At 71.1% G+C, this 16,806-nt stretch carries 20 protein-coding genes; 11 read left to right on the top strand and 9 right to left on the bottom strand.

What is annotated here, in order from left to right; translation table 11 throughout:
• The first annotated feature begins 886 nt into the window (after positions 1-886).
• The 7 genes from J2N69_RS19965 to J2N69_RS19935 all read left to right on the top strand — a co-directional run bounded on the left by J2N69_RS19965 (position 887) and on the right by J2N69_RS19935 (position 5,852).
• The gene (locus tag J2N69_RS19965; protein ID WP_230901999.1) at positions 887-1,762 is read left to right on the top strand and encodes a hypothetical protein; all 876 of its coding nucleotides are present in this window, start codon (positions 887-889) and stop codon (positions 1,760-1,762) included.
• 109 nt (positions 1,763-1,871) lie between these two features.
• The gene (locus J2N69_RS19960) at positions 1,872-2,045 is read left to right on the top strand and encodes a hypothetical protein (RefSeq protein WP_230901998.1); all 174 of its coding nucleotides are present in this window, start codon (positions 1,872-1,874) and stop codon (positions 2,043-2,045) included.
• Positions 2,046-2,364: 319 nt separating this feature from the next.
• A complete protein-coding gene (locus J2N69_RS19955) occupies positions 2,365-2,802 on the top strand; it encodes a hypothetical protein (RefSeq protein WP_127912095.1) in 438 nt (145 codons plus the stop codon).
• 307 nt (positions 2,803-3,109) lie between these two features.
• Positions 3,110-3,313 (top strand): cold-shock protein, encoded by a 204-nt coding sequence (locus tag J2N69_RS19950; RefSeq protein WP_004986771.1) that lies wholly within the window; start codon positions 3,110-3,112, stop codon positions 3,311-3,313.
• 324 nt (positions 3,314-3,637) lie between these two features.
• Complete coding sequence (locus J2N69_RS19945; RefSeq protein WP_230901997.1) at positions 3,638-5,134, top strand: DEAD/DEAH box helicase; 1,497 nt, start codon at positions 3,638-3,640, stop codon at positions 5,132-5,134.
• A gap of 139 nt (positions 5,135-5,273) precedes the next feature.
• Positions 5,274-5,531: a CBS domain-containing protein gene (locus J2N69_RS19940; RefSeq protein WP_230901996.1), complete on the top strand. Its 258-nt coding sequence runs from the start codon at positions 5,274-5,276 to the stop codon at positions 5,529-5,531.
• 57 nt (positions 5,532-5,588) lie between these two features.
• The gene (locus J2N69_RS19935; protein ID WP_230901995.1) at positions 5,589-5,852 is read left to right on the top strand and encodes an SCO5918 family protein; all 264 of its coding nucleotides are present in this window, start codon (positions 5,589-5,591) and stop codon (positions 5,850-5,852) included.
• A gap of 19 nt (positions 5,853-5,871) precedes the next feature.
• On the opposite strand, the gene J2N69_RS19930 is transcribed toward J2N69_RS19935, so the two are convergent.
• Positions 5,872-6,855, bottom strand: coding sequence for a helix-turn-helix transcriptional regulator (locus J2N69_RS19930; RefSeq protein WP_230901994.1), 984 nt, complete (start codon positions 6,853-6,855; stop codon positions 5,872-5,874).
• Positions 6,856-6,960: 105 nt separating this feature from the next.
• Between J2N69_RS19930 and J2N69_RS19925 the strand changes: the two genes are divergently transcribed.
• The gene (locus J2N69_RS19925; RefSeq protein WP_230901993.1) at positions 6,961-7,740 is read left to right on the top strand and encodes an NIPSNAP family protein; all 780 of its coding nucleotides are present in this window, start codon (positions 6,961-6,963) and stop codon (positions 7,738-7,740) included.
• Between the two features lie 631 nt (positions 7,741-8,371).
• On the opposite strand, the gene J2N69_RS19920 is transcribed toward J2N69_RS19925, so the two are convergent.
• Positions 8,372-8,965 carry a cation efflux transmembrane domain-containing protein gene (locus tag J2N69_RS19920; RefSeq protein WP_230901992.1) on the bottom strand — a complete coding sequence of 198 codons (594 nt, stop codon included), beginning with the start codon at positions 8,963-8,965 and terminating at the stop codon, positions 8,372-8,374.
• Between the two features lie 86 nt (positions 8,966-9,051).
• The gene (locus J2N69_RS19915) at positions 9,052-9,411 is read right to left on the bottom strand and encodes an ArsR/SmtB family transcription factor (RefSeq protein ID WP_230901991.1); all 360 of its coding nucleotides are present in this window, start codon (positions 9,409-9,411) and stop codon (positions 9,052-9,054) included.
• Positions 9,412-9,638: 227 nt separating this feature from the next.
• Between J2N69_RS19915 and J2N69_RS19910 the strand changes: the two genes are divergently transcribed.
• Positions 9,639-9,926 carry a hypothetical protein gene (locus tag J2N69_RS19910; protein ID WP_230901990.1) on the top strand — a complete coding sequence of 96 codons (288 nt, stop codon included), beginning with the start codon at positions 9,639-9,641 and terminating at the stop codon, positions 9,924-9,926.
• Positions 9,927-10,459: 533 nt separating this feature from the next.
• On the opposite strand, the gene J2N69_RS19905 is transcribed toward J2N69_RS19910, so the two are convergent.
• Together J2N69_RS19905 and J2N69_RS19900 are read right to left on the bottom strand one after the other, a co-directional pair.
• On the bottom strand, positions 10,460-11,359 hold the full coding sequence (locus tag J2N69_RS19905) for a DUF2382 domain-containing protein (RefSeq protein WP_230901989.1): 900 nt from the start codon (positions 11,357-11,359) through the stop codon (positions 10,460-10,462).
• A gap of 248 nt (positions 11,360-11,607) precedes the next feature.
• A complete protein-coding gene (locus J2N69_RS19900; protein WP_230901988.1) occupies positions 11,608-12,822 on the bottom strand; it encodes an FAD-dependent monooxygenase in 1,215 nt (404 codons plus the stop codon).
• 192 nt (positions 12,823-13,014) lie between these two features.
• On the opposite strand from J2N69_RS19900, the gene J2N69_RS19895 reads away from it, so the two are divergent.
• Positions 13,015-13,200: a hypothetical protein gene (locus J2N69_RS19895; protein ID WP_230901987.1), complete on the top strand. Its 186-nt coding sequence runs from the start codon at positions 13,015-13,017 to the stop codon at positions 13,198-13,200.
• Between the two features lie 105 nt (positions 13,201-13,305).
• Positions 13,306-13,959, top strand: coding sequence for a M23 family metallopeptidase (locus J2N69_RS19890; RefSeq protein ID WP_230901986.1), 654 nt, complete (start codon positions 13,306-13,308; stop codon positions 13,957-13,959).
• Positions 13,960-14,008: 49 nt separating this feature from the next.
• On the opposite strand, the gene J2N69_RS19885 is transcribed toward J2N69_RS19890, so the two are convergent.
• The 4 genes from J2N69_RS19885 to J2N69_RS19870 form a co-directional block, all read right to left on the bottom strand.
• On the bottom strand, positions 14,009-14,674 hold the full coding sequence (locus J2N69_RS19885; protein WP_230901985.1) for a vitamin K epoxide reductase family protein: 666 nt from the start codon (positions 14,672-14,674) through the stop codon (positions 14,009-14,011).
• Positions 14,675-15,070: 396 nt separating this feature from the next.
• Positions 15,071-15,352, bottom strand: coding sequence for a hypothetical protein (locus J2N69_RS19880; RefSeq protein WP_408056756.1), 282 nt, complete (start codon positions 15,350-15,352; stop codon positions 15,071-15,073).
• A gap of 236 nt (positions 15,353-15,588) precedes the next feature.
• A complete protein-coding gene (locus J2N69_RS19875; RefSeq protein ID WP_230901984.1) occupies positions 15,589-16,287 on the bottom strand; it encodes a hypothetical protein in 699 nt (232 codons plus the stop codon).
• A 263-nt stretch (positions 16,288-16,550) separates the two neighbouring features.
• Positions 16,551-16,790, bottom strand: a complete 240-nt coding sequence (locus J2N69_RS19870) for a chaplin (protein ID WP_230901983.1) — start codon at positions 16,788-16,790, stop codon at positions 16,551-16,553.
• Positions 16,791-16,806 lie beyond the last annotated feature (16 nt).

Genomic DNA, 16,806 nt, shown 5'->3' with positions numbered 1-16,806 from the left:
CGATGCGCAGCCACCAGACGGCCCCGGTGCCAAGTCCTATCGCTTCGACTATCGTAAGCAACGGCAAACCATCGGGTTCCTCGCCCCTGGGACACAGAGTTCTCGGGTATCGCGAGTGACGGACGGCTTTGGTGACGGGCGTTGAGATGATGGATGCCCGCGACGCACTCTGGCGAATACTGACGTCGGCATTTGAATTCAGGAGCGACTGGCTACAGGACGGAGGTAAGCGACAAGCCCCGCTTCCCGCTCTCAATCAGGGGCTGAACCTCAGCATCACCTTGCGTGCGCCGGGAGGGGCTCGCGAGTCCGGCGCGGAGTATGTCATCACGGCAGCACTCGGAATCCAGCCAGGCCTTCCGGAAATCCGCAAGGCGCAACCGAACGCTGAGGCGATTCTGCAGGCCGCTCCTCAGAGGTCATTCCCCCTCCTGGCATCGGCCCTCGAAGGGGCATTCGATCGTGGGGCCCTTCTGTGGTGCGGGTACGCCGTCGACGGACCTTTCGCAGCCATGCCCGTCATGATCACTCCAAGACGGCGGCAGCCTACGAGCCATTTGGGGAGCCGACTTGCTCCCGTATCCACTTCCAAGCGACCCGAGACCCATCGAGGCCATGCTCCTGACCAGGGCAAACGTCATCCACGCAGGCAGCATCAGCACCCGAACCCCATTCGGGACGAAGAGGTCGTGAGTTCAAATCCCGCCACCCCGACAGCTGGAACACCAGGTCAGGGGCCTGATTCGAGAGATCGAATCAGGCCCCTGAGTGGTTTCCGGGGCATCCTGGGAGCCGTTTGGGAGCCGACTTCATGATCTGGCTCGCAGGCTCTTGGGGGGCCGTGCGCTCTGCCGGAACTGTCGGTGCCAGTGGCTAACCTGCCGTCATGGCCATCCAGACCCTCACGCTGAGCGTCCTGATTGCGTCCCCGGGCGACACCGCCTCTGATCGCGATGTCGTGGAGGATGCGATCCGCAGTTGGAACAGCGATCACACCATGCGGCGCAAGATCCACCTGCTGCCTCTTCGCTGGGAGCTGGGAGCCGTGCCGCTGGTCGGCCAGGGCGACGCCCAGGAAGTGATCAACGCGCAGTTCGCTGACGAGGCGGACATCGTCATCGCGGTCTTCAATAGCCGCCTCGGTCAGGCAACGCAACGCGCCGTCTCCGGTACGGCCGAAGAGATCCTCCGAGCCCGCGATCGCGGCGCGGCTGTGCATGTCTTCTTCTCCGAGGCGCCTATCCCGCGCGACCACGACCCAGAGCAACTCGCCGCACTGAACTCGTTCCGCAAGGAGGTCCAGGAGCATGGTCTGACAGGCAACTACGCCTCTGCCGACGACCTGAAGGCCAAGGTCAGGACATGCCTGGAGCACGACGCGTACAAGGTCGGCAACATCGGCGGCGATGAGATGGACCGCTCGCGGCCAGGAGCTGTCCTTCGCTCCAGTTACACGTGGGAAAACGAACCCAAGCAAGACAGCCGCGGTCGGATCAAGATGCGGCGTACAAGACAACGGCTCCTCGTGGAGAACCTCGGAGAGGTCGCAGCGGAAAACGTCGAGCTGGAGATGAGCCCCGTGGGCGAGGGAACCAACCCCACCGCGCTGGGAGAGCTCACAGCTCCGCGCATTCCGCCCAAGTCGTCGGTGAACTTCCCCATCTTGCTCCACTCGGGAGTCGCCCGGCAAGGAACCATCGTGCACCGATGGACGGAGTCGGACACGTCGTTCTCGGAGGAACAGACGATCTCGTGGACGTAGCGGAGAGAGCGCCGAGGGCTGCTCAACGGCGAACCGAGTAGCCCTCGGAACTGCTCCGGCCGCCTCCCGACGGCAGAGCACGAGTCCGGGCCCGGTCTCATCGACGTGAGTGCAGGGGACCGTCGAGCACACGCACCAGAGACGCCCCGGCATCCAGACCAAGCAGCGCTACGCCCGCCACCTTCAGCAAGCCGTCCCCGAGCACGCAGACCGCACCTTCTTGGACCCCTTCTTGGACCTCTCCTGGGACACCCTCGCCACCGCTACCCAGCCCGCGCCCTGATCTGGCGCATGCACCGCCACCCCAGTACGGCCGCGGCAGCGGTCTACGTGTGCCTGCGCGGCTCGGGTTCCTCGGGGCGCCACCACGATGGCCAGGTCGCGGGACATGGTCGGGGTGCTGGCCCTGCGGCGCCTCCTGCCCTCGCCTTCCGGGATCTTCGCCACCCGTGGTGACCGTACTGGACCCAGGGAGGGGAAGGAGGTGTCCAGAGTTCGGTATGGCCGGCCAACACCGTTGGCCGGTCCGCGTCGTGACGGTGTGTCCCCGTCGGTGGCCGACCTAAGGTGGAGGCCCCGTCACCGACTGAGGGAGCCCCAGCATGGACCCGATCACCGCAGCGGCCCTCGCCGCGCTGGCCGGCGGTCTCGGCGGCGAAGCCGGCCGCCAGGCATGGCAAGGACTCACCGCGCTGGTGCGGCGCCCGTTCGGGCGAGCCGCGGCAGAGGGGACGGAAGACGGCGGGGCGCCCCAGGTCGGCTCCGGCGAACTGGAAGTCGCCGCGCTCGCGGAGAACCCCGGCGATCCGGTGCGCGCGCAGGCACTGGCCACCGCCCTCGGTGTGCGGGCCGCCCTGGACGGAGAGTTCCGCGGGCATCTGGAGGAGTGGTGGCAGCGGGCGCAGGCCGGCTCCGGGGGCGGCAATGTGCACAACAGCATCAGCGGCGGCACTCAGAACGGCCCGGTGCTCCAAGGCCGGGACTTCTCGTCCCTCACCTTCAACATGACCCGCACCACGCCCTCCTCCGACCGAGACTGATGCTGTTCGGTAGTTCCGCAGTTCGGCAGGCAATGTCTGTGTTCGCCGCATGAGAGTTTAGGGAACCACGCGAGAAGGGTTTTTTCGCGCGCCGAGTGGGGCGGAATTATGGACCGGCACAGACCCTCATGGCGTGCTACTGTCGTCTTAGTTGCAGTTGTGGTTCCCGAAACTTCAAGTGCTCCTGGTCGCCTACTGCGTCCGGAGCGCTTTTGTATGACCGGTCATTTCCGGGCGGGGTAATCATCGCGGCGACACGGTTTCCGCACAGTGCGGATACCGATGTACTGCCCCAAAGGAGATAGACATGGCTACTGGTACCGTGAAGTGGTTCAACGCGGAAAAGGGCTTCGGCTTCATCGAGCAGGACGGTGGCGGCGCGGACGTGTTCGCCCACTACTCGAACATCGCCGCCCAGGGCTTCCGTGAGCTGCTCGAAGGCCAGAAGGTGTCCTTCGACATCGCGCAGGGCCAGAAGGGCCCGACGGCCGAGAACATCGTTCCCGCCTGACGCTTACGCACACTTGCAGCTGGGGCCCGCATCCTTCGGGGTGCGGGCCCCAGCTGCATGCTTTTTCCGCAGTGATTTCGCCTGCGGCCAGTGATCCCGTGACCCGGACGATTTCCGCGGTCACACCTGCCGACGCCCCGGGTTCCACACCCTTGCCGCGTCCCATCGTCTCGGCGCCGTCCGCGCCCGCCTGTTCCGCGTAAATATTTCGCCGGGCGGCCGGATTCGCTTTCGCTTTTACCATCGGTCCATTCTTGTGATTCTCTGCGCTGTTCTTTGTTGCGGGAATTCCTTGATATGCGCCGCATCGAGGAAGGTTCCCGCATGAACCGCACACGTACGAACGACCGTTTCGCCCGCACCCGTAACGGCGGTGCCGAAGCCGGAAACGGCCGCAGCCGCTTCGGCTCATCGGCCCCGCGCCGCTCCGGAAGCTCCGCGAACTCCGGTGGCTACGGCCGTCGGTCCGCCGCACCGCAGGGTGAGTTCGCTCTCCCCAAGACCGTCACCCCGGCGCTGCCCGCCGTGGAGGCCTTCGGCGACCTCGACATGCCGGCACCGCTCCTGGCCGAGCTGGGCAGGCAGGGCGTGGCCGTCCCCTTCCCGATCCAGGGCGCGACGCTGCCGAACTCCCTCGCGGGCCGTGACGTCCTCGGCCGCGGGCGTACCGGCTCCGGCAAGACGCTCGCCTTCGGCCTCGCCCTGCTCTCCCGGACGGCAGGGCAGCGCGCCGAGCCCCGCCAGCCGCTCGGGCTCATCCTCGTACCCACCCGGGAACTGGCGCAGCAGGTGACCGACGCGCTCACCCCGTACGCCCGTTCGGTGCGCCTTCGTCTGACCACGGTCGTGGGCGGGATGTCGATCGGCAGGCAGGCCAACGCGCTGCGCGGCGGGGCCGAAGTCGTCGTCGCGACCCCCGGCCGGCTCAAGGACCTCATCGACCGGGGCGACTGCCGCCTCAACCAGGTGGGCATCACCGTGCTGGACGAGGCCGACCAGATGGCGGACATGGGGTTCATGCCGCAGGTCACCGCGCTGCTCGACCAGGTACGTCCCGAGGGCCAGCGGATGCTCTTCTCCGCCACGCTGGACCGCAACGTCGACCTGCTGGTGCGCCGCTACCTGACGGACCCCGTCGTCCACTCCGTCGACCCGTCGGCCGGCGCGGTCACGACGATGGAGCACCACGTCCTGCACGTCCAGGGCGCCGACAAGCAAGCGGCCACCACGGAGATCGCCGCTCGCGACGGCCGCGTGATCATGTTCCTGGACACCAAGCACGCCGTCGACCGGCTGACCCAGGACCTGCTAGGCAGCGGCGTACGGGCCGCCGCGCTGCACGGCGGCAAGTCGCAGCCGCAGCGCACCCGCACCCTGACGCAGTTCAAGTCCGGGCACGTCACCGTGCTCGTCGCCACGAACGTCGCCGCCCGCGGCATCCACGTGGACAACCTCGACCTCGTCGTCAACGTCGATCCGCCGACCGACCACAAGGACTACCTCCACCGCGGCGGCCGTACCGCGCGCGCCGGTGAGTCCGGGAGCGTCGTCACGCTGGTCACCCCCAACCAGCGCCGCGGCATGGTCCGCCTCATGTCGGACGCCGGGATCAGCCCGCAGGTCACGCAGGTCCGTTCCGGCGAGGAGGCGCTCAGCCGGATCACCGGCGCCCAGACGCCCTCCGGGATTCCGGTCGTCATCACCGCGCCGGTGACCGAACGCCCCAAGCGCGGCGGCACCTCACGCGGCCGGCGCCGTCCCGTCGGCGCGGCACGGCGTGCGTCCGTACCGCGACAGGCCGCCGTCGACTCGGCCGCCTAGAGCCCGCCTGATCAGAAGCTGAACCATCCCTGCAGGCCTGCGGCCCTGTGGACCGTAGGTCTGCAGGGCTGTAGGTCTGCAGGTCTCTTGGCCTGTAGGTCTGTACGTCTGTAGGAGGCACTCTTTGACGTTGCATCAGATGACTCCGGTCACGGCCGTGGACGGCACCACCGGCGAATCCGGGCCGCGGGTCTGGACCGACATGACCGTCGAGGTCGCCCTGAGCGTCATGGCGGGCGCTCGCGTCACGCACCTGCTCGTCTGCGACGAGGACGGCGGGCCCACCGGCCGGGTCTCCCGGGCCGGGCTCATCGCGGTCCGGGACGGCGCCGGGTACACGGACCGGGTCCGCCTGCGCGACCTCAGCGGCATCAGTGACCTCAGCGACCTCAGCTAGGTCCACCCTTCGCGGTCGTCTCCCCTCGACCGCCCCCTCTCCTTCTTGCGAGGTCTCATGCGCTGTGTCATCGCCCGCTTCCCGTTCGACCTGACCAAGAGCGGCGTGCTCGAAACGATGAAGGGCGTCAAGCCCGAGCCCGTCACCGGGCAGTCCGTGATCATCGGGCGGCGCCACTACCCCGTCAAGCAGGTCGGCGCGGTCATCACCCGCCAGGACCGCCGCGACTTCAGCGCGGGCGAGGTACTGCGTTCCATGGCCCAGCTCGGCTTCACCTGCCGCACGGCCCCCGTCCCCGCTCCCATTCCCGCCTCCGCCTGATCACCGTGCGAGGGCTGCGTCAACGAACCTCGGACGCATAGGCCCGGGCAAGCTCCCCGACTGTGGCCGCCATGCTCTCGCGGAGTTCGGGCGGCGCCAGGGCCTCCACCTCCGCGCCGAGCCGCAGCAGTTCGCCGCAGGCGTGCTCGACGCTCTCGATCGGGATGGTCGCCTCCACCCACCCGTCGGCGCCGACGGGGGCCGCGCTGGCGTCGACGGCCCGGACCACTTCGGGCGGGGCGTTGTCGGGCAGCCGGTGGCGGCCACGGGGGGACAGCCGGATGGTCGCCGTACCGGTGTAGCGGCGCTCCTGGAAGTCGGCGAGATAGGAGGCCCAGTACGCGCCCAGGTCGAATTCCGCGGGCCTGTCGAACAGTTCGTCGGTCGGCGACGCGTCGAGGATCTGGGTGACGCGGTAGGTCGCGGTGCCCTTCTCCGTGGCGGCCACCAGGTACCAGGTACCTGACTTGAGCACCAGGCCGTACGGGCGGAGCCGCCGGTCGACCTCTTGCGGGGCGCGCCAGCGGCGGTACCGCACGTCCACCGCGCGTCGGGCCAGCAACGCGTCGGCCAGCAACGGCAGATGCGGTGCCGGCTCCGGGTCCCGGTACCAGCCCGGGGCGTCCAGGTGGAACACCCCGGAGAAGCGTGCGGCCTCCTCGCGCAGTCCTGCCGGCAGGGCGGCCAGCAGCTTCAGCCGCACCGCCGTCACCTCGTCCGCGAACCCCAAGTCGGCGGCGGCGCCAGGGAGTCCGGCGAAGAACAGTGCCCGCGCCTCGCCCTCGCTCATCCCGGTGAGGCGCGTGCGGTAGCCGTCGAGCAGCCGGTATCCGCCACCGGGGCCCGGCTCGGCGCAGACGGGGACCCCGGCGGCCTGGAGACGTGCCAGGTCGCGGTAGGCGGTGCGTACGGAGACGTGCAGCTCGTCGGCGATCGCCCGCGCGGAGACGCGGCCCCGCGCCTGCAGCAACAGCAGCACCGAGAGAAGTCGACTGGCAGGCATGCGCGCATTTTCCCCGGAAACCCTGACAGCACCTGTCACAGGACTCTCCTACCGTCGACCCCCAGCGGCCGCCCCGCCTGGAAAGCGTCGAACAGGAGTCTTGTCGTGCCACTCCCCGGCCCCGTCGGCCCCACCCGGGCCGCCCACCGCACCGCCCCGCCCGCCGTGATCGAGCTGCGCCAGTACACGCTGCGTCCCGGCCTGCGCGACGAGCTGATCGAGCTGTTCGACCGGGAGCTCGTCGAACCGCAGGAAGAGGCCGGGATGGCCGTACTCGGTCAGTTCCGGGACCTCGACGACCCGGACCGCTTCGTCTGGCTGCGCGGCTTCCCGGACATGACGGCACGCCATCACGCGCTCACGGAGTTCTACGGCGGCCCCGCGTGGTCCGAGCACGGCCCCCGGGCGAACGCCACCATGCTCGACTCCGACGACGTACTCCTCCTCCGTCCCGAACCGGTCCTCCGTCCCGAACCTGCCGGAAGCGGCTTCTTCGCCCCCTCCTCCGGGCGGCCCCCGGTCGGCACCCCGCCGCCGGACCGCTTCGTGGCCGCGACCGTCTGGTTCTTTCCGCCGGGGCAGGAGGGCGTCGCGCTGATCCGGGACGGCCTCCTGCCCGTACTCCGGGAAACGGGCCCCGAGCCCTTCGCCCTCCTCGCCACCGAGCACGCGCACAACACGTTCCCCAGGCTCCCGGTCCGCGCCGGTGAGAACGTGGTCACGATCTTCACCTCGTACGCCGACGAGGACGCGCACCGGCGACACCTCGCCGAGGTCGCGGCTCATCCGCTCGCCCGCGCCGAGGTCCTGCCGGGCATCGAGCGAGCGCAGATGACGGAGGCCCAGCGCCTTCGGCTGAGGCCCACGGGCCGCTCGCTCTCCTGACGCAGGCGCGGGCCGACGGGCATCTCCCGGCGACAGAACTTCCTCCATGATCCATGCAGGAAATCTGTCACAGCGAAGGTAGACATTTCTCAGTGACGGGGTTAGTGTTTTCTCAGTCTCAACGAGTCACAGAAGGCGCGGCAGAGACGAACTGCCGCGCAGAGAAGACGGAACGGCAACGGAGTGGCGGGGCCGCAGAGCAGTGGGCCCCGCCACTGGTCGCCGGGCCGAGCCGGCCCCAGGGGCCGCACGCAGTACCCGCAGGATCAGCAGTACGCAGTACCAGAGCAGTACCCGCAGTACAGAGCAGTACCGCTGTAAGAGCAGTAACGCAGCAACAGCAATGAGGAGGAGCCGACGCCATCAGGATCGCCCGGGTGAGCAGGACCGCCCGGGTACCGCAGGCCCCGGATTGGAAGGTGGTCCCCGGTCACGCAACCGCGATCCCCGCGGCCTCACGCTCCCAGGCGGGCCCGCGGAACATGAAGGCCGGCGCGTTCAGCCGGTAGATGGTGTTGAAAGCTCGGGGCCCGGGTGCCGATACGGCACCCGGGCCCCTCGACGTGCCGCCGACAGCGCACGCGCCCGCGACTTGCGGCAGCGCGGACAGGAACGGCCGATCCGCCCCGCCTCAGCAGCCGCAACAGCCGTCCCCCCGCCACGCGTCCCGCCCCTCCTTGACCGCGACCCCCGCGATGACCAGGGCCACGACCGGGTCGGCCCACGCCAGCCCGAAGAGGCTGTTGGCCAGGAGGCCCACCAGCAGCACCCCCGAGAGATACGTGCACAGCAGGGTCTGCTTGGAGTCGGCGACGGCGGAGGCGGAGCCCAGTTCGCGCCCGGCCCCGCGCTGGGCGGCGGACAGGAACGGCATGACCGCCAAGGAGAGCGCGGCGAGCACGATCCCGGCCGGGGAGTGCTCAGCCCCCCCGGGCCCCGCCAGCGTACGGACCGCGTCGACGGTGACGTACGCGGCGAGCGCGAAGAACGAGAGCGCGATGATCCGCAGCGCCCTCCTCTCCCTCGCCTCGCGCACGGCATGCTCCGTGGCGGAGAACTGCCAGGCCACGGCCGCGGCGGAGGACACCTCGATCACCGAGTCGAGGCCGAAGCCGACCAGCGCGGTGGAGGAGGCGACGGAACCGGCGGTGATCGCGACGACCGCCTCGACGACGTTGTACGCGATCGTGGCGGCGACCAGCAGCCGTATGCGACGCGCCAGCACCTCCCGCCGAGCCGGGTCAGGACCGGAGGCTTGGCCCGAAGTGCAGCCGCGGTCATGGGACTTGGTGACCCACGGCGTCGACGCCATCAGCAGCAGCCCTGCTCATCCGCGTCCGGGCAGGTGCGGTCCGCCTCCACGGCCACCACCGCGGCCCGCAGGTCGTCCAGGGCGCGTCCGAGCCGCTGATCGGCGAGTTCGTAGCGGGTGCGCCGCCCGACCGGCACCGCCACGACGAGCCCGCAGTCACGCAGGCAGGCCAGGTGGTTGGAGAGCCGGGTGCGCGAGACGCCGAGCCGGTCCGCGAGGTCGGCCGGATGCGCGGGCGCCGTACGGAGTTCGAGGAGAATCCGGCAGCGGATGGGGTCCGCGAGGGCACGGCCGAAACGGGCGAGCACCTCGATGTCGGGGACGGCGGCGACGGCAGCGGCGGCATCAGCGGTCAGCATGGCGCCGAGAGTACACATATCTATGAATTCAGGTAAGCGTTAATTCAGGGAAGTGTGAACTCAGCCCTCCGCGCAAACAGTCCCTCTTCCCCCCATTCGCACCCCGAAGCCCTCCCGGGCCCTGATTCCCCCGTTCGAGAAGCAGCACCGGCAGCAGGCGAGTGAAACGCGGCCCCGGGGGCTGACCGGGTCGTTCCGAGATGTGTTTGTACGTCGTTGAGTCCGGCATGGCAGTTTTTGACGACGATCTCTTCGGCGCGACGCGCTGGCCGGTCGACCCCGACGCAAGCCTCGACTACTGCCAGTGGTGTGCGCAGTTGCGGCAGGCGGACGGCCTCGCCGAGTTGTCCGTACGCGTGGAAGCGGCGAGGAGAAACGATTCCTTGCCCGCATGGCCCCCGTGGCCCGCCCGGCTGGCGTGGGGCGGTCTGTGGCGCGGGCGCGGGCGGGTCGTCCTGCTGTCCGCCGCGACCGCCGCGCTCCTGTCGGGCTTCCTGGCCGTCACGCTGGTCTGACACCCGCTCGACGGCTCCTCCCCGGGGCCGGGCCCCGCCCAGAGCGGGCGAAAAAGCCGAGGTCAGCCGCGTCGGAACAGGTCCTGCGGGTCCACCCGCAGCAGGCCCGGACACGTCAGCGGCGGGCGCGGGACCTCCCGGCGCTGGGCGTGCCACTAGCTGTACGAGGGCGTCGTAGATGGGCGTCGGCGAGACGGTCGACGACGCGTCCACGGGCGGGACGGTGGCCGTGCGGCCCTGCCCAGCCAGAAGAACGTTTCTTCTTACGTCGCTCATGCCTTGCCCAACGACGGCCCGCGCCCCTGGCTACGCCTCGTCCCCGGACAGGGGTCGGCAAGGCATCATCCGTTCGGTTCGGCCCGGAGAGCCGTGGTCCGGCCCGGTGACAGACAGGGACGCGGGAGCGGGTGCCGCTGTTCACAGGGACAGCCAGCGCAGGGGTGCAGAGTTCAGGGACGCGAGCAGCGCAGGGACATGAGCGGAGGGAAGCGCCCGGGGGTGCCTCCCTCCGCTCATGAACCGACCCGTGGCCGTCAGTGGCGCGGGCCCTGCTTCCGGTCGCGCCACGACTCGCCCTGCATGCCGCCGCGCTCGCCCTTGACGCCCTTGACGTCGTCGTCGTACTCGATCTGCTCCTTGCGGACGGTGTCGGAGACCTCGCGGGTCTCGGTGACCTTCTCCGTCTCCAGGTGCACACGTTCGACGGGCACGGTCTCCTTGCTGACCACGGCCCGCTCGGCGTGCAGGGTCACCTCGGTCTCGGCCTCGCCGATGTTGCCGCGCACCCGTTCGCCCTCACGGATCGGCTCCCGTACGACACGGACCTCCTCGTGGGAGAGGGGGACGGACGTCGTGACGTTCTCGCTCACGACCGTCTTGCGCAGCCGGGCGTGTCCGACCTCTTCCTCCTCCGTGCCGATCCGCAGCCGCTCCTCGGACCGCACGAGTTCTTCCCGCGCCTTCTCGTCCTTGCCCATCCCGGCGCGGGTGGCGAACTCCCGCTTGCCCGCGCCGGCCCCCACGCCGGTACCGGCGGCCGCTCCGGTGAGCGGGTGCTCCTGCGTGCCCGCGGTGCCGGTGCCGGTCGGCGCCGGGCCGGGGGCGGCGCCGGGCCGGGCGAGCCCGTAGTGGGCGTAGAGCTCATGCTCCTGGCCAGGGTCGAGGTGCTGGTCGGCATCCACCCGCGGGGCTTCCTTCACGGCCTCCTTGGTGGCCGTGACGTGCAGGTCGTCTCCCCGCAGACGCGCCCCCGCCAGCGGCACGAAGCTCTCCTTCATGCCGAACAGGCCGGTCTTGACGGTCACCCACTCGGGGCGGCCGGTGCGGTCGTCGAGGTAGACCCGTTCGATGCTGCCGATCTTCTCGCCGGTCCGGTCGTAGGCTGTCAGGCCCTTGAGCGCGTCGGGGTTGGTGAAGGCCTCGCCCTGCGTCATGGGTGATCACTCCCTTGGAGCATGCGACGGGCAGAAACCATTCCGCCACGGGACGACGCACGCTTTCATGTCCATCGCGCGCCGCCGAGGCCCGCCCCGCAAGGCGAAGAATTACGCAGCGTACGGGGGACGGCCGCGAGGGCTTCGTCGTGCCGGGGCCGACGGCGGCCGGACCGCCCGCGTCCGCCACGGCCCCGATAGGTCCATTCGGGTGAACGCGTGGCCCCTGCACACACCCCGGTGACCGCTCAGGCCGGAGGCCGCCGGCTCTGGAGGGCGCGCGCCAGGCGGGGCCCGAGGCTCTGCTTGAGGCGGCGCAGGGACGGCAGACGGCCGACGGTCTGGTCCAGGTGGTAGTAGAGCTGGGGCGGCACGTACGGCAGCAGCGGGGAGTGGCGCTGGCCGAGCAGCGCGAACATCTGGCGGGGTTCCAGGCCGATGTACCGGGTCAGGTTCTCGTACCACTGCGCGCTGTGCCGGGCCGCGCTCTGCACCGACAGCAGGGCCTGCTTGCGCTCGCGTTCGTAGCGCGCGAGGGCGGCGGGGAGCCCGGCCGTGTCGGTGCTCCCCAACTGCCGGGCCAGGCACACGGCGTCCCGCAGGGCGAGGCTCGTGCCGGCGCCGATCGAGTAGTGCGTGGTGTGCGCGGCGTCGCCGATCAGGGCGAGGCCGCCGTGGGACCAGGATTCGTTGGTGACGGTCGGGAAGGCCTGCCACAGGGCGTGGCTCTCGATGTCGGTGCGGCCGAGGAGCGGATGGCCGTCGAGCATCGTCGCGAAGAGCTTCTCCAGCAGGCGCAGGGCGTCGCCGTGGCCGAGCCGGTCGAGGCCGAGGCCGGTCCAGGTGGCCTCGGAGCACTCCACCACGCAGGTGCTGTGCTCGTCGCTGTAGCCGTAGGCGTAGCACCAGATCCAGCCGTGATCGGTCTCCACGAAGGCGAAGGTGAACGCCGTGAAGACGCGGGTCGTGCCGAGCCAGATGAAGCGGTTGGCACCGGTCGTCACGCGCGTCCCGAAGTGGCCGGCGCTCTGCGTGCGGAGCCTGCTGTGCGCGCCGTCCCCCGCGACGACGAGGTCCGCGTCCGGCAGGTCCTCGCGGCCGCCGATCTCGACGCCGTACTCCAGGCGGACGCCCAGCTCCCGGGCGCGGTCCGCGAGGATGGTCCGCAGGCGGTGGCGGCCGATGGCGTGGCCCACGTCGCCGTCGTGGGCGGTGGTCCTGTCGCCCACGTACGCGAAGCCGCCGCGCCAGCTCACGGAGTGCTCGGCGATGGCGCGCGCGGACACGGGGTCGTGGCGGCGCAGCTCCTCCAGGAGATCGGGCCAGAACGTGACGCCCCAGCCGTGGCTGGCGCCGGCCGCGTGCCGCTCGTGGACGGTGATCTCGTGGCCCGGCTCGCGCAACTTGGCGAGGATGGCCAGGTACAGGGAGGCGGGGCCTCCGCCGACGCAATGGATCTTCACGCCGACCAACGTAGGCGCCGCCCGCCGCATTACAGCTGAACAGCGGCGCTGTGTCGCCCCAGGCCGCCGCAGGTCTCCCCCACTCAGGTGAGCGGCCGCCGTCGTCACCCTCCGCGACGGAATAGCGATCATGGGTGACATCTGGGCAGGATCGTTCCGTCTCGGGATTCGACGATCACGAGGAGAACGGACGTGTCGGTTCACCTCAGGCTCCTGCTGTCGCTGGCCCTGGCGCTCGTCCCCCTGCTGGCGTTCAGCCCCGCCGCCGCCGCGCCCACGGGCCCGGCCGGCTTTCCCGACTCCGTCGTCCACCAGGTCGAGTGCGACTGGAAGTACGGCAGGTCCTGCGTCGTGGGCGGCGGCATGTCCTTCATGTGACGGGCCGCGCCGCGGCACGTGGGAGACCTGGCCGATTCCACCGCCTGGCGTAGTCGAAGCGGCCACGGGATGCGTGCCGGGCCCGCCGCTAGTGAGGTGGCGGGCATGGACCACCACATAGCGAAGGCGCCTGACGCGCCTCCCACGCGGCGCGACGCCCTGCGGGTCGCCGCCGGACTCCTGGCCGTCGGAGCCGTCCCGCTGACCGCGCCCCGGGCCCTCGCGCACTCCCATGACGGCGACGTCTGCACCGGTGGGTACGACGTCGAGTTCGAGACGGCCCTCGCCGAGGCGGCGGCCCAGTTCCAGGCCGAGTGGGACCGGGCCGGCGCCCCTGAGCGGCCGCCCGGCCGGTACACCCTCCCGCTGCGCCGCGGCTTCCGGGTCTCCGCGCGCTACGGCGTCCGCGGCGACTGGCTGGCCGGGCACCACACCGGCATCGACCTGGCGGTGCCGACCGGGACGCCGGTGTACGCCGTGGCCTCCGGTGTCGTCATACTGGCGCGCCGGTCGGGGGCGTACGGCAAGGCGGTGACGGTGCGGATGCGGGACGGCCACTACGCCGTCTTCGCGCATCTGTCCCGCATCAAGGTCCGCCCGGGGGCCACCGTCCGCGCCGGGGCGCGCATCGGGAGCAGCGGGGCGACGGGGCGGGCCACCGGGCCCCATCTCCACCTGGAGATCCGGTCGCGCCGCCGCTACGGCTCCGACATCGACCCGGTCCGCTACCTGGCCCGACGAGGGGCCCCGCTGCTCTGACCGCCCCGCAACGACCGGTGCGCGCACACGGTCGGGCCGTCGCGGAGGTTCAGGAGGTCCAGAAGTCCCACCAGCGCGTCAGGACGAGCATGCCGACGGCGCCCAGGTGCAGGGTGGGCAGGGCCCACGTGAACTCGTGCAGGAAGGCGCGGGCCGCGCGCGGGGCGGGCAGGAAGCCGCGTCGCACGTTGTGTGCCGTCACGTACCAGAACAGGAGGGTGGTGGCGGCCCAGGCGAGGCAGCACCACAGGCAGAGCGAGTTGATGCGGTACAGCGACTGGAACTGCAGCCACGTGCAGAACGCGACGCCGAAGAGCGTGCCCGCGTTGAACGTCAGCCAGTACCGGCGCGGGAAGCGGGCGCCCGCCAGCACGCTCACCCCGACGCCGATCACGACGGCGTAGGCGACCAGGCCGAGCAGGGGGTTGGGGAAGCCGAACGCCGACGCCTGGGCGCTCTTCATGATGTTGCCGCACGCCACCACCGGGTTGAGGCTGCACCCCGGCGTGTAGTGCGGGTCCTTCAGGAGCTTGAGCTTGTCGAGCGTGATGACCCACGAGGCCAGGAGTCCCGCCGCGCCGGTGGCCACCAGGAGCAGGCCGAACCACCGGTCCCCCTCGCGCCGGTGGGTGCCTTCCGCGGGTGCCGTGCCGTCCGCGCGGGGCGTCCCGGCGCCCTGGCGCGGTACGCGGCGCGGCAGATCGGTGGTGCTCATCGGCGCGGGTCCGTTCCGGGGCCGGTCGCTGGGGAGGGGCGCTGTTCGCCGGCTGCTGAGGTCATGGGGGGAACCGTATAGACGCCCGGGGGCGGGTCCGGCGCCGTTGTCACCCATGTGGTCCATGCCGGAACCGGCATCACACGATGGGGTCACGCGGTGCGGGCCGCAGGCGCCCCGCTGGTCGAACTGGTCTTCGCGCGGGGCGTGCCGTGTCGGTGTGCCGTGTCGGCGTACGGGTGCGGCGCGGGGCCGGGGGCACGCGCAAGGGCCGGCCTGTGGAAGAGGTGACCGGCCCTTGCGTCGTCCGGGCCGCGGAGGCCGGACGATGGCGTGCGGATCGCTCGCCCTTTCCCGGCCGGGGCGGTACGCCGGGGAAAGGGGGCGGCCCGCGCGTTACTGGCCCGGGCGAAGGCCGCCGATGAGCTTCGTCGGACCGCCCCGGGTGTTGACGCGGTCCGCGGCGTCCGAGACGGTGTTGACGACGGAGGCGCCCTTCTGGGCGTCGATCAGGTTCCCGTCTCCCGGCTGGCGGTCCAAGAGGGGCTGGGTGGCGAGGGACTCGACTTCGGTGGTCAGGCTGGTGGGTGTCAGACCGCCGGCGAACGCGGGCGCGGCGGAACCGGCGATGGCGATCGAACCGGCAAGGACGGCAGCGGCCTTCAGGGCCTTCATCATGTTCCTTTCTTCGGCAACGCGTGTCGCCTGTGGGGCACCGTTCAGGCACGGATTGCCTGGCGTCTCACTTCACCGGGCCCAACGAGCACGGGCGGGTACGGAAACCCTCGGGTCCACAAACTTCGCCCGAGCCCACTCGAATGAAGAACGCGTCCCATCCTCATATCAACCGACCACCATACGAAGGGGGTTCGGCGCTCCCCTCCTCCGCGCCCGGCGACACCTGCCCGGCCGGGTCAGGGCGCGGCGGTCTCGGGTACGGCCGGGGTCTGCGGCAGCGTTCCGGTCGGCAGGCCCTGGGGAGCAGGCGTGGCGGGCGCCGTGGGCGGCGGCAGGCCCGGCAGGGTGGGTGCGGGCAGGCCGCCGGCGAGCAGGGTGGCGGCGGCCACGTTGACCATGCCGGTGACGACGGCGGGGGCCTGCGCCCGCACGGCCGCGGCGTCACCGGCCGCGGCGGCCCTGAGCAGCTTGGCGTCCGCCTGGTGGAGCGCGGTCAGGGCGCTCGCCCTGGGGTCGGCCGGCGCCTTGATGTCGCGGGCGGCGGCCCCCACGGGCCGCTCGGGCGTCTGGGGCGGCTGGGCGACGGGGGCGGCCGGGGACTCGGGCACGGTGGTCGTGGCGCCCGCGGCGTCGACCGCCCGCCGCATGGCCTCCCTGTGCTTCTTGATCTCCGCGGGGGAGAGCTTGTTGCCCGGGGCCTTGAGCACCGCGGTGAGCAGATCCGACGCGGGGGTGATGACCCCGGCGGCGTCGCGGAGCTGCTCGGCCTGGGCCAGCAACGTCTCCGGGGCCGGGGCGGGCGCGCGGTGCGCGTTCCGGGTCTCGTCGCGGGGGGCGTCGTCGGCGGCGAAGGCGAAGGCGGTGCCGGCCGTGCCGAGGAGCAGCGTCACGCACAGCGCGGAGGTCGCGATACGCCGGGTGGACAGAGCGCGCATGGAGGGGTCCCTTTCGGTGCCGCGTCGGATCTTGTGATCACCGTGGAAGCGGTGCGCGCCGGCCGCAACCGAACGACTCCGGCAGGTGCCGGGCGGCTCCCCGGCGAAGGCACATCCGCGCAGGTCCGGGACGGAAAGTGACGGTCCGTCGGCCGCTCGCGCGGCGGCCGCCATTCGGGGCACCGGGACGCGTGCCGCCGCCGTCCCGACACGCCGAACGGCCGCCCCCGCCTGCGCGGGGGCGGCCGTTCGTCGGATGAGCGTCAGTGGTTGACGCAGGCGTTGCCGAACGTCGGGTTCAGCACACCGATGACGTCGACGGTGTTGCCGCAGACGTTCACGGGGACGTGGACCGGCACCTGGACGACGTTGCCCGAGACGACGCCGGGGGAGTTGGCGGCGGCGCCCTGCGCCCCGGCGTCGGCGGTGGCGACACCCGCGCCCGCGGCCACGGCGGCGGCGGCGACGGCGGACAGGGCAAGGGCCTTGGTGGTACGCGACATGAAGTACTGCTCCTTG

The sequence above is a fragment of the Streptomyces huasconensis genome (assembly GCF_021028635.1).
GTDB lineage: Bacteria > Actinomycetota > Actinomycetes > Streptomycetales > Streptomycetaceae > Streptomyces > Streptomyces huasconensis.
The sequence above is the reverse complement of the archived record's forward strand: the minus strand, read 5'-3'. Positions and strand labels throughout refer to the sequence as shown.

Bases quoted from the DNA above. Each gene is read 5' to 3' on its own strand.
- J2N69_RS19940 (WP_230901996.1), top strand. From the start codon at position 5,274: ATGACTCCGGTCACGGCCGTGGACGGCACCACCGGCGAATCCGGGCCG.
- J2N69_RS19870 (WP_230901983.1), bottom strand. From the start codon at position 16,790: ATGTCGCGTACCACCAAGGCCCTTGCCCTGTCCGCCGTCGCCGCCGCC.
- J2N69_RS19930 (WP_230901994.1), bottom strand. From the start codon at position 6,855: ATGCCTGCCAGTCGACTTCTCTCGGTGCTGCTGTTGCTGCAGGCGCGG.
- J2N69_RS19905 (WP_230901989.1), bottom strand. From the start codon at position 11,359: ATGACGCAGGGCGAGGCCTTCACCAACCCCGACGCGCTCAAGGGCCTG.
- J2N69_RS19880 (WP_408056756.1), bottom strand. From the start codon at position 15,352: ATGATGAAGGCCCTGAAGGCCGCTGCCGTCCTTGCCGGTTCGATCGCC.
- J2N69_RS19875 (WP_230901984.1), bottom strand. From the start codon at position 16,287: ATGCGCGCTCTGTCCACCCGGCGTATCGCGACCTCCGCGCTGTGCGTG.
- J2N69_RS19945 (WP_230901997.1), top strand. From the start codon at position 3,638: ATGAACCGCACACGTACGAACGACCGTTTCGCCCGCACCCGTAACGGC.
- J2N69_RS19955 (WP_127912095.1), top strand. From the start codon at position 2,365: ATGGACCCGATCACCGCAGCGGCCCTCGCCGCGCTGGCCGGCGGTCTC.
- J2N69_RS19935 (WP_230901995.1), top strand. From the start codon at position 5,589: ATGCGCTGTGTCATCGCCCGCTTCCCGTTCGACCTGACCAAGAGCGGC.
- J2N69_RS19890 (WP_230901986.1), top strand. From the start codon at position 13,306: ATGGACCACCACATAGCGAAGGCGCCTGACGCGCCTCCCACGCGGCGC.
- J2N69_RS19950 (WP_004986771.1), top strand. From the start codon at position 3,110: ATGGCTACTGGTACCGTGAAGTGGTTCAACGCGGAAAAGGGCTTCGGC.
- J2N69_RS19910 (WP_230901990.1), top strand. From the start codon at position 9,639: ATGGCAGTTTTTGACGACGATCTCTTCGGCGCGACGCGCTGGCCGGTC.
- J2N69_RS19915 (WP_230901991.1), bottom strand. From the start codon at position 9,411: ATGCTGACCGCTGATGCCGCCGCTGCCGTCGCCGCCGTCCCCGACATC.
- J2N69_RS19965 (WP_230901999.1), top strand. From the start codon at position 887: ATGGCCATCCAGACCCTCACGCTGAGCGTCCTGATTGCGTCCCCGGGC.
- J2N69_RS19885 (WP_230901985.1), bottom strand. From the start codon at position 14,674: ATGAGCACCACCGATCTGCCGCGCCGCGTACCGCGCCAGGGCGCCGGG.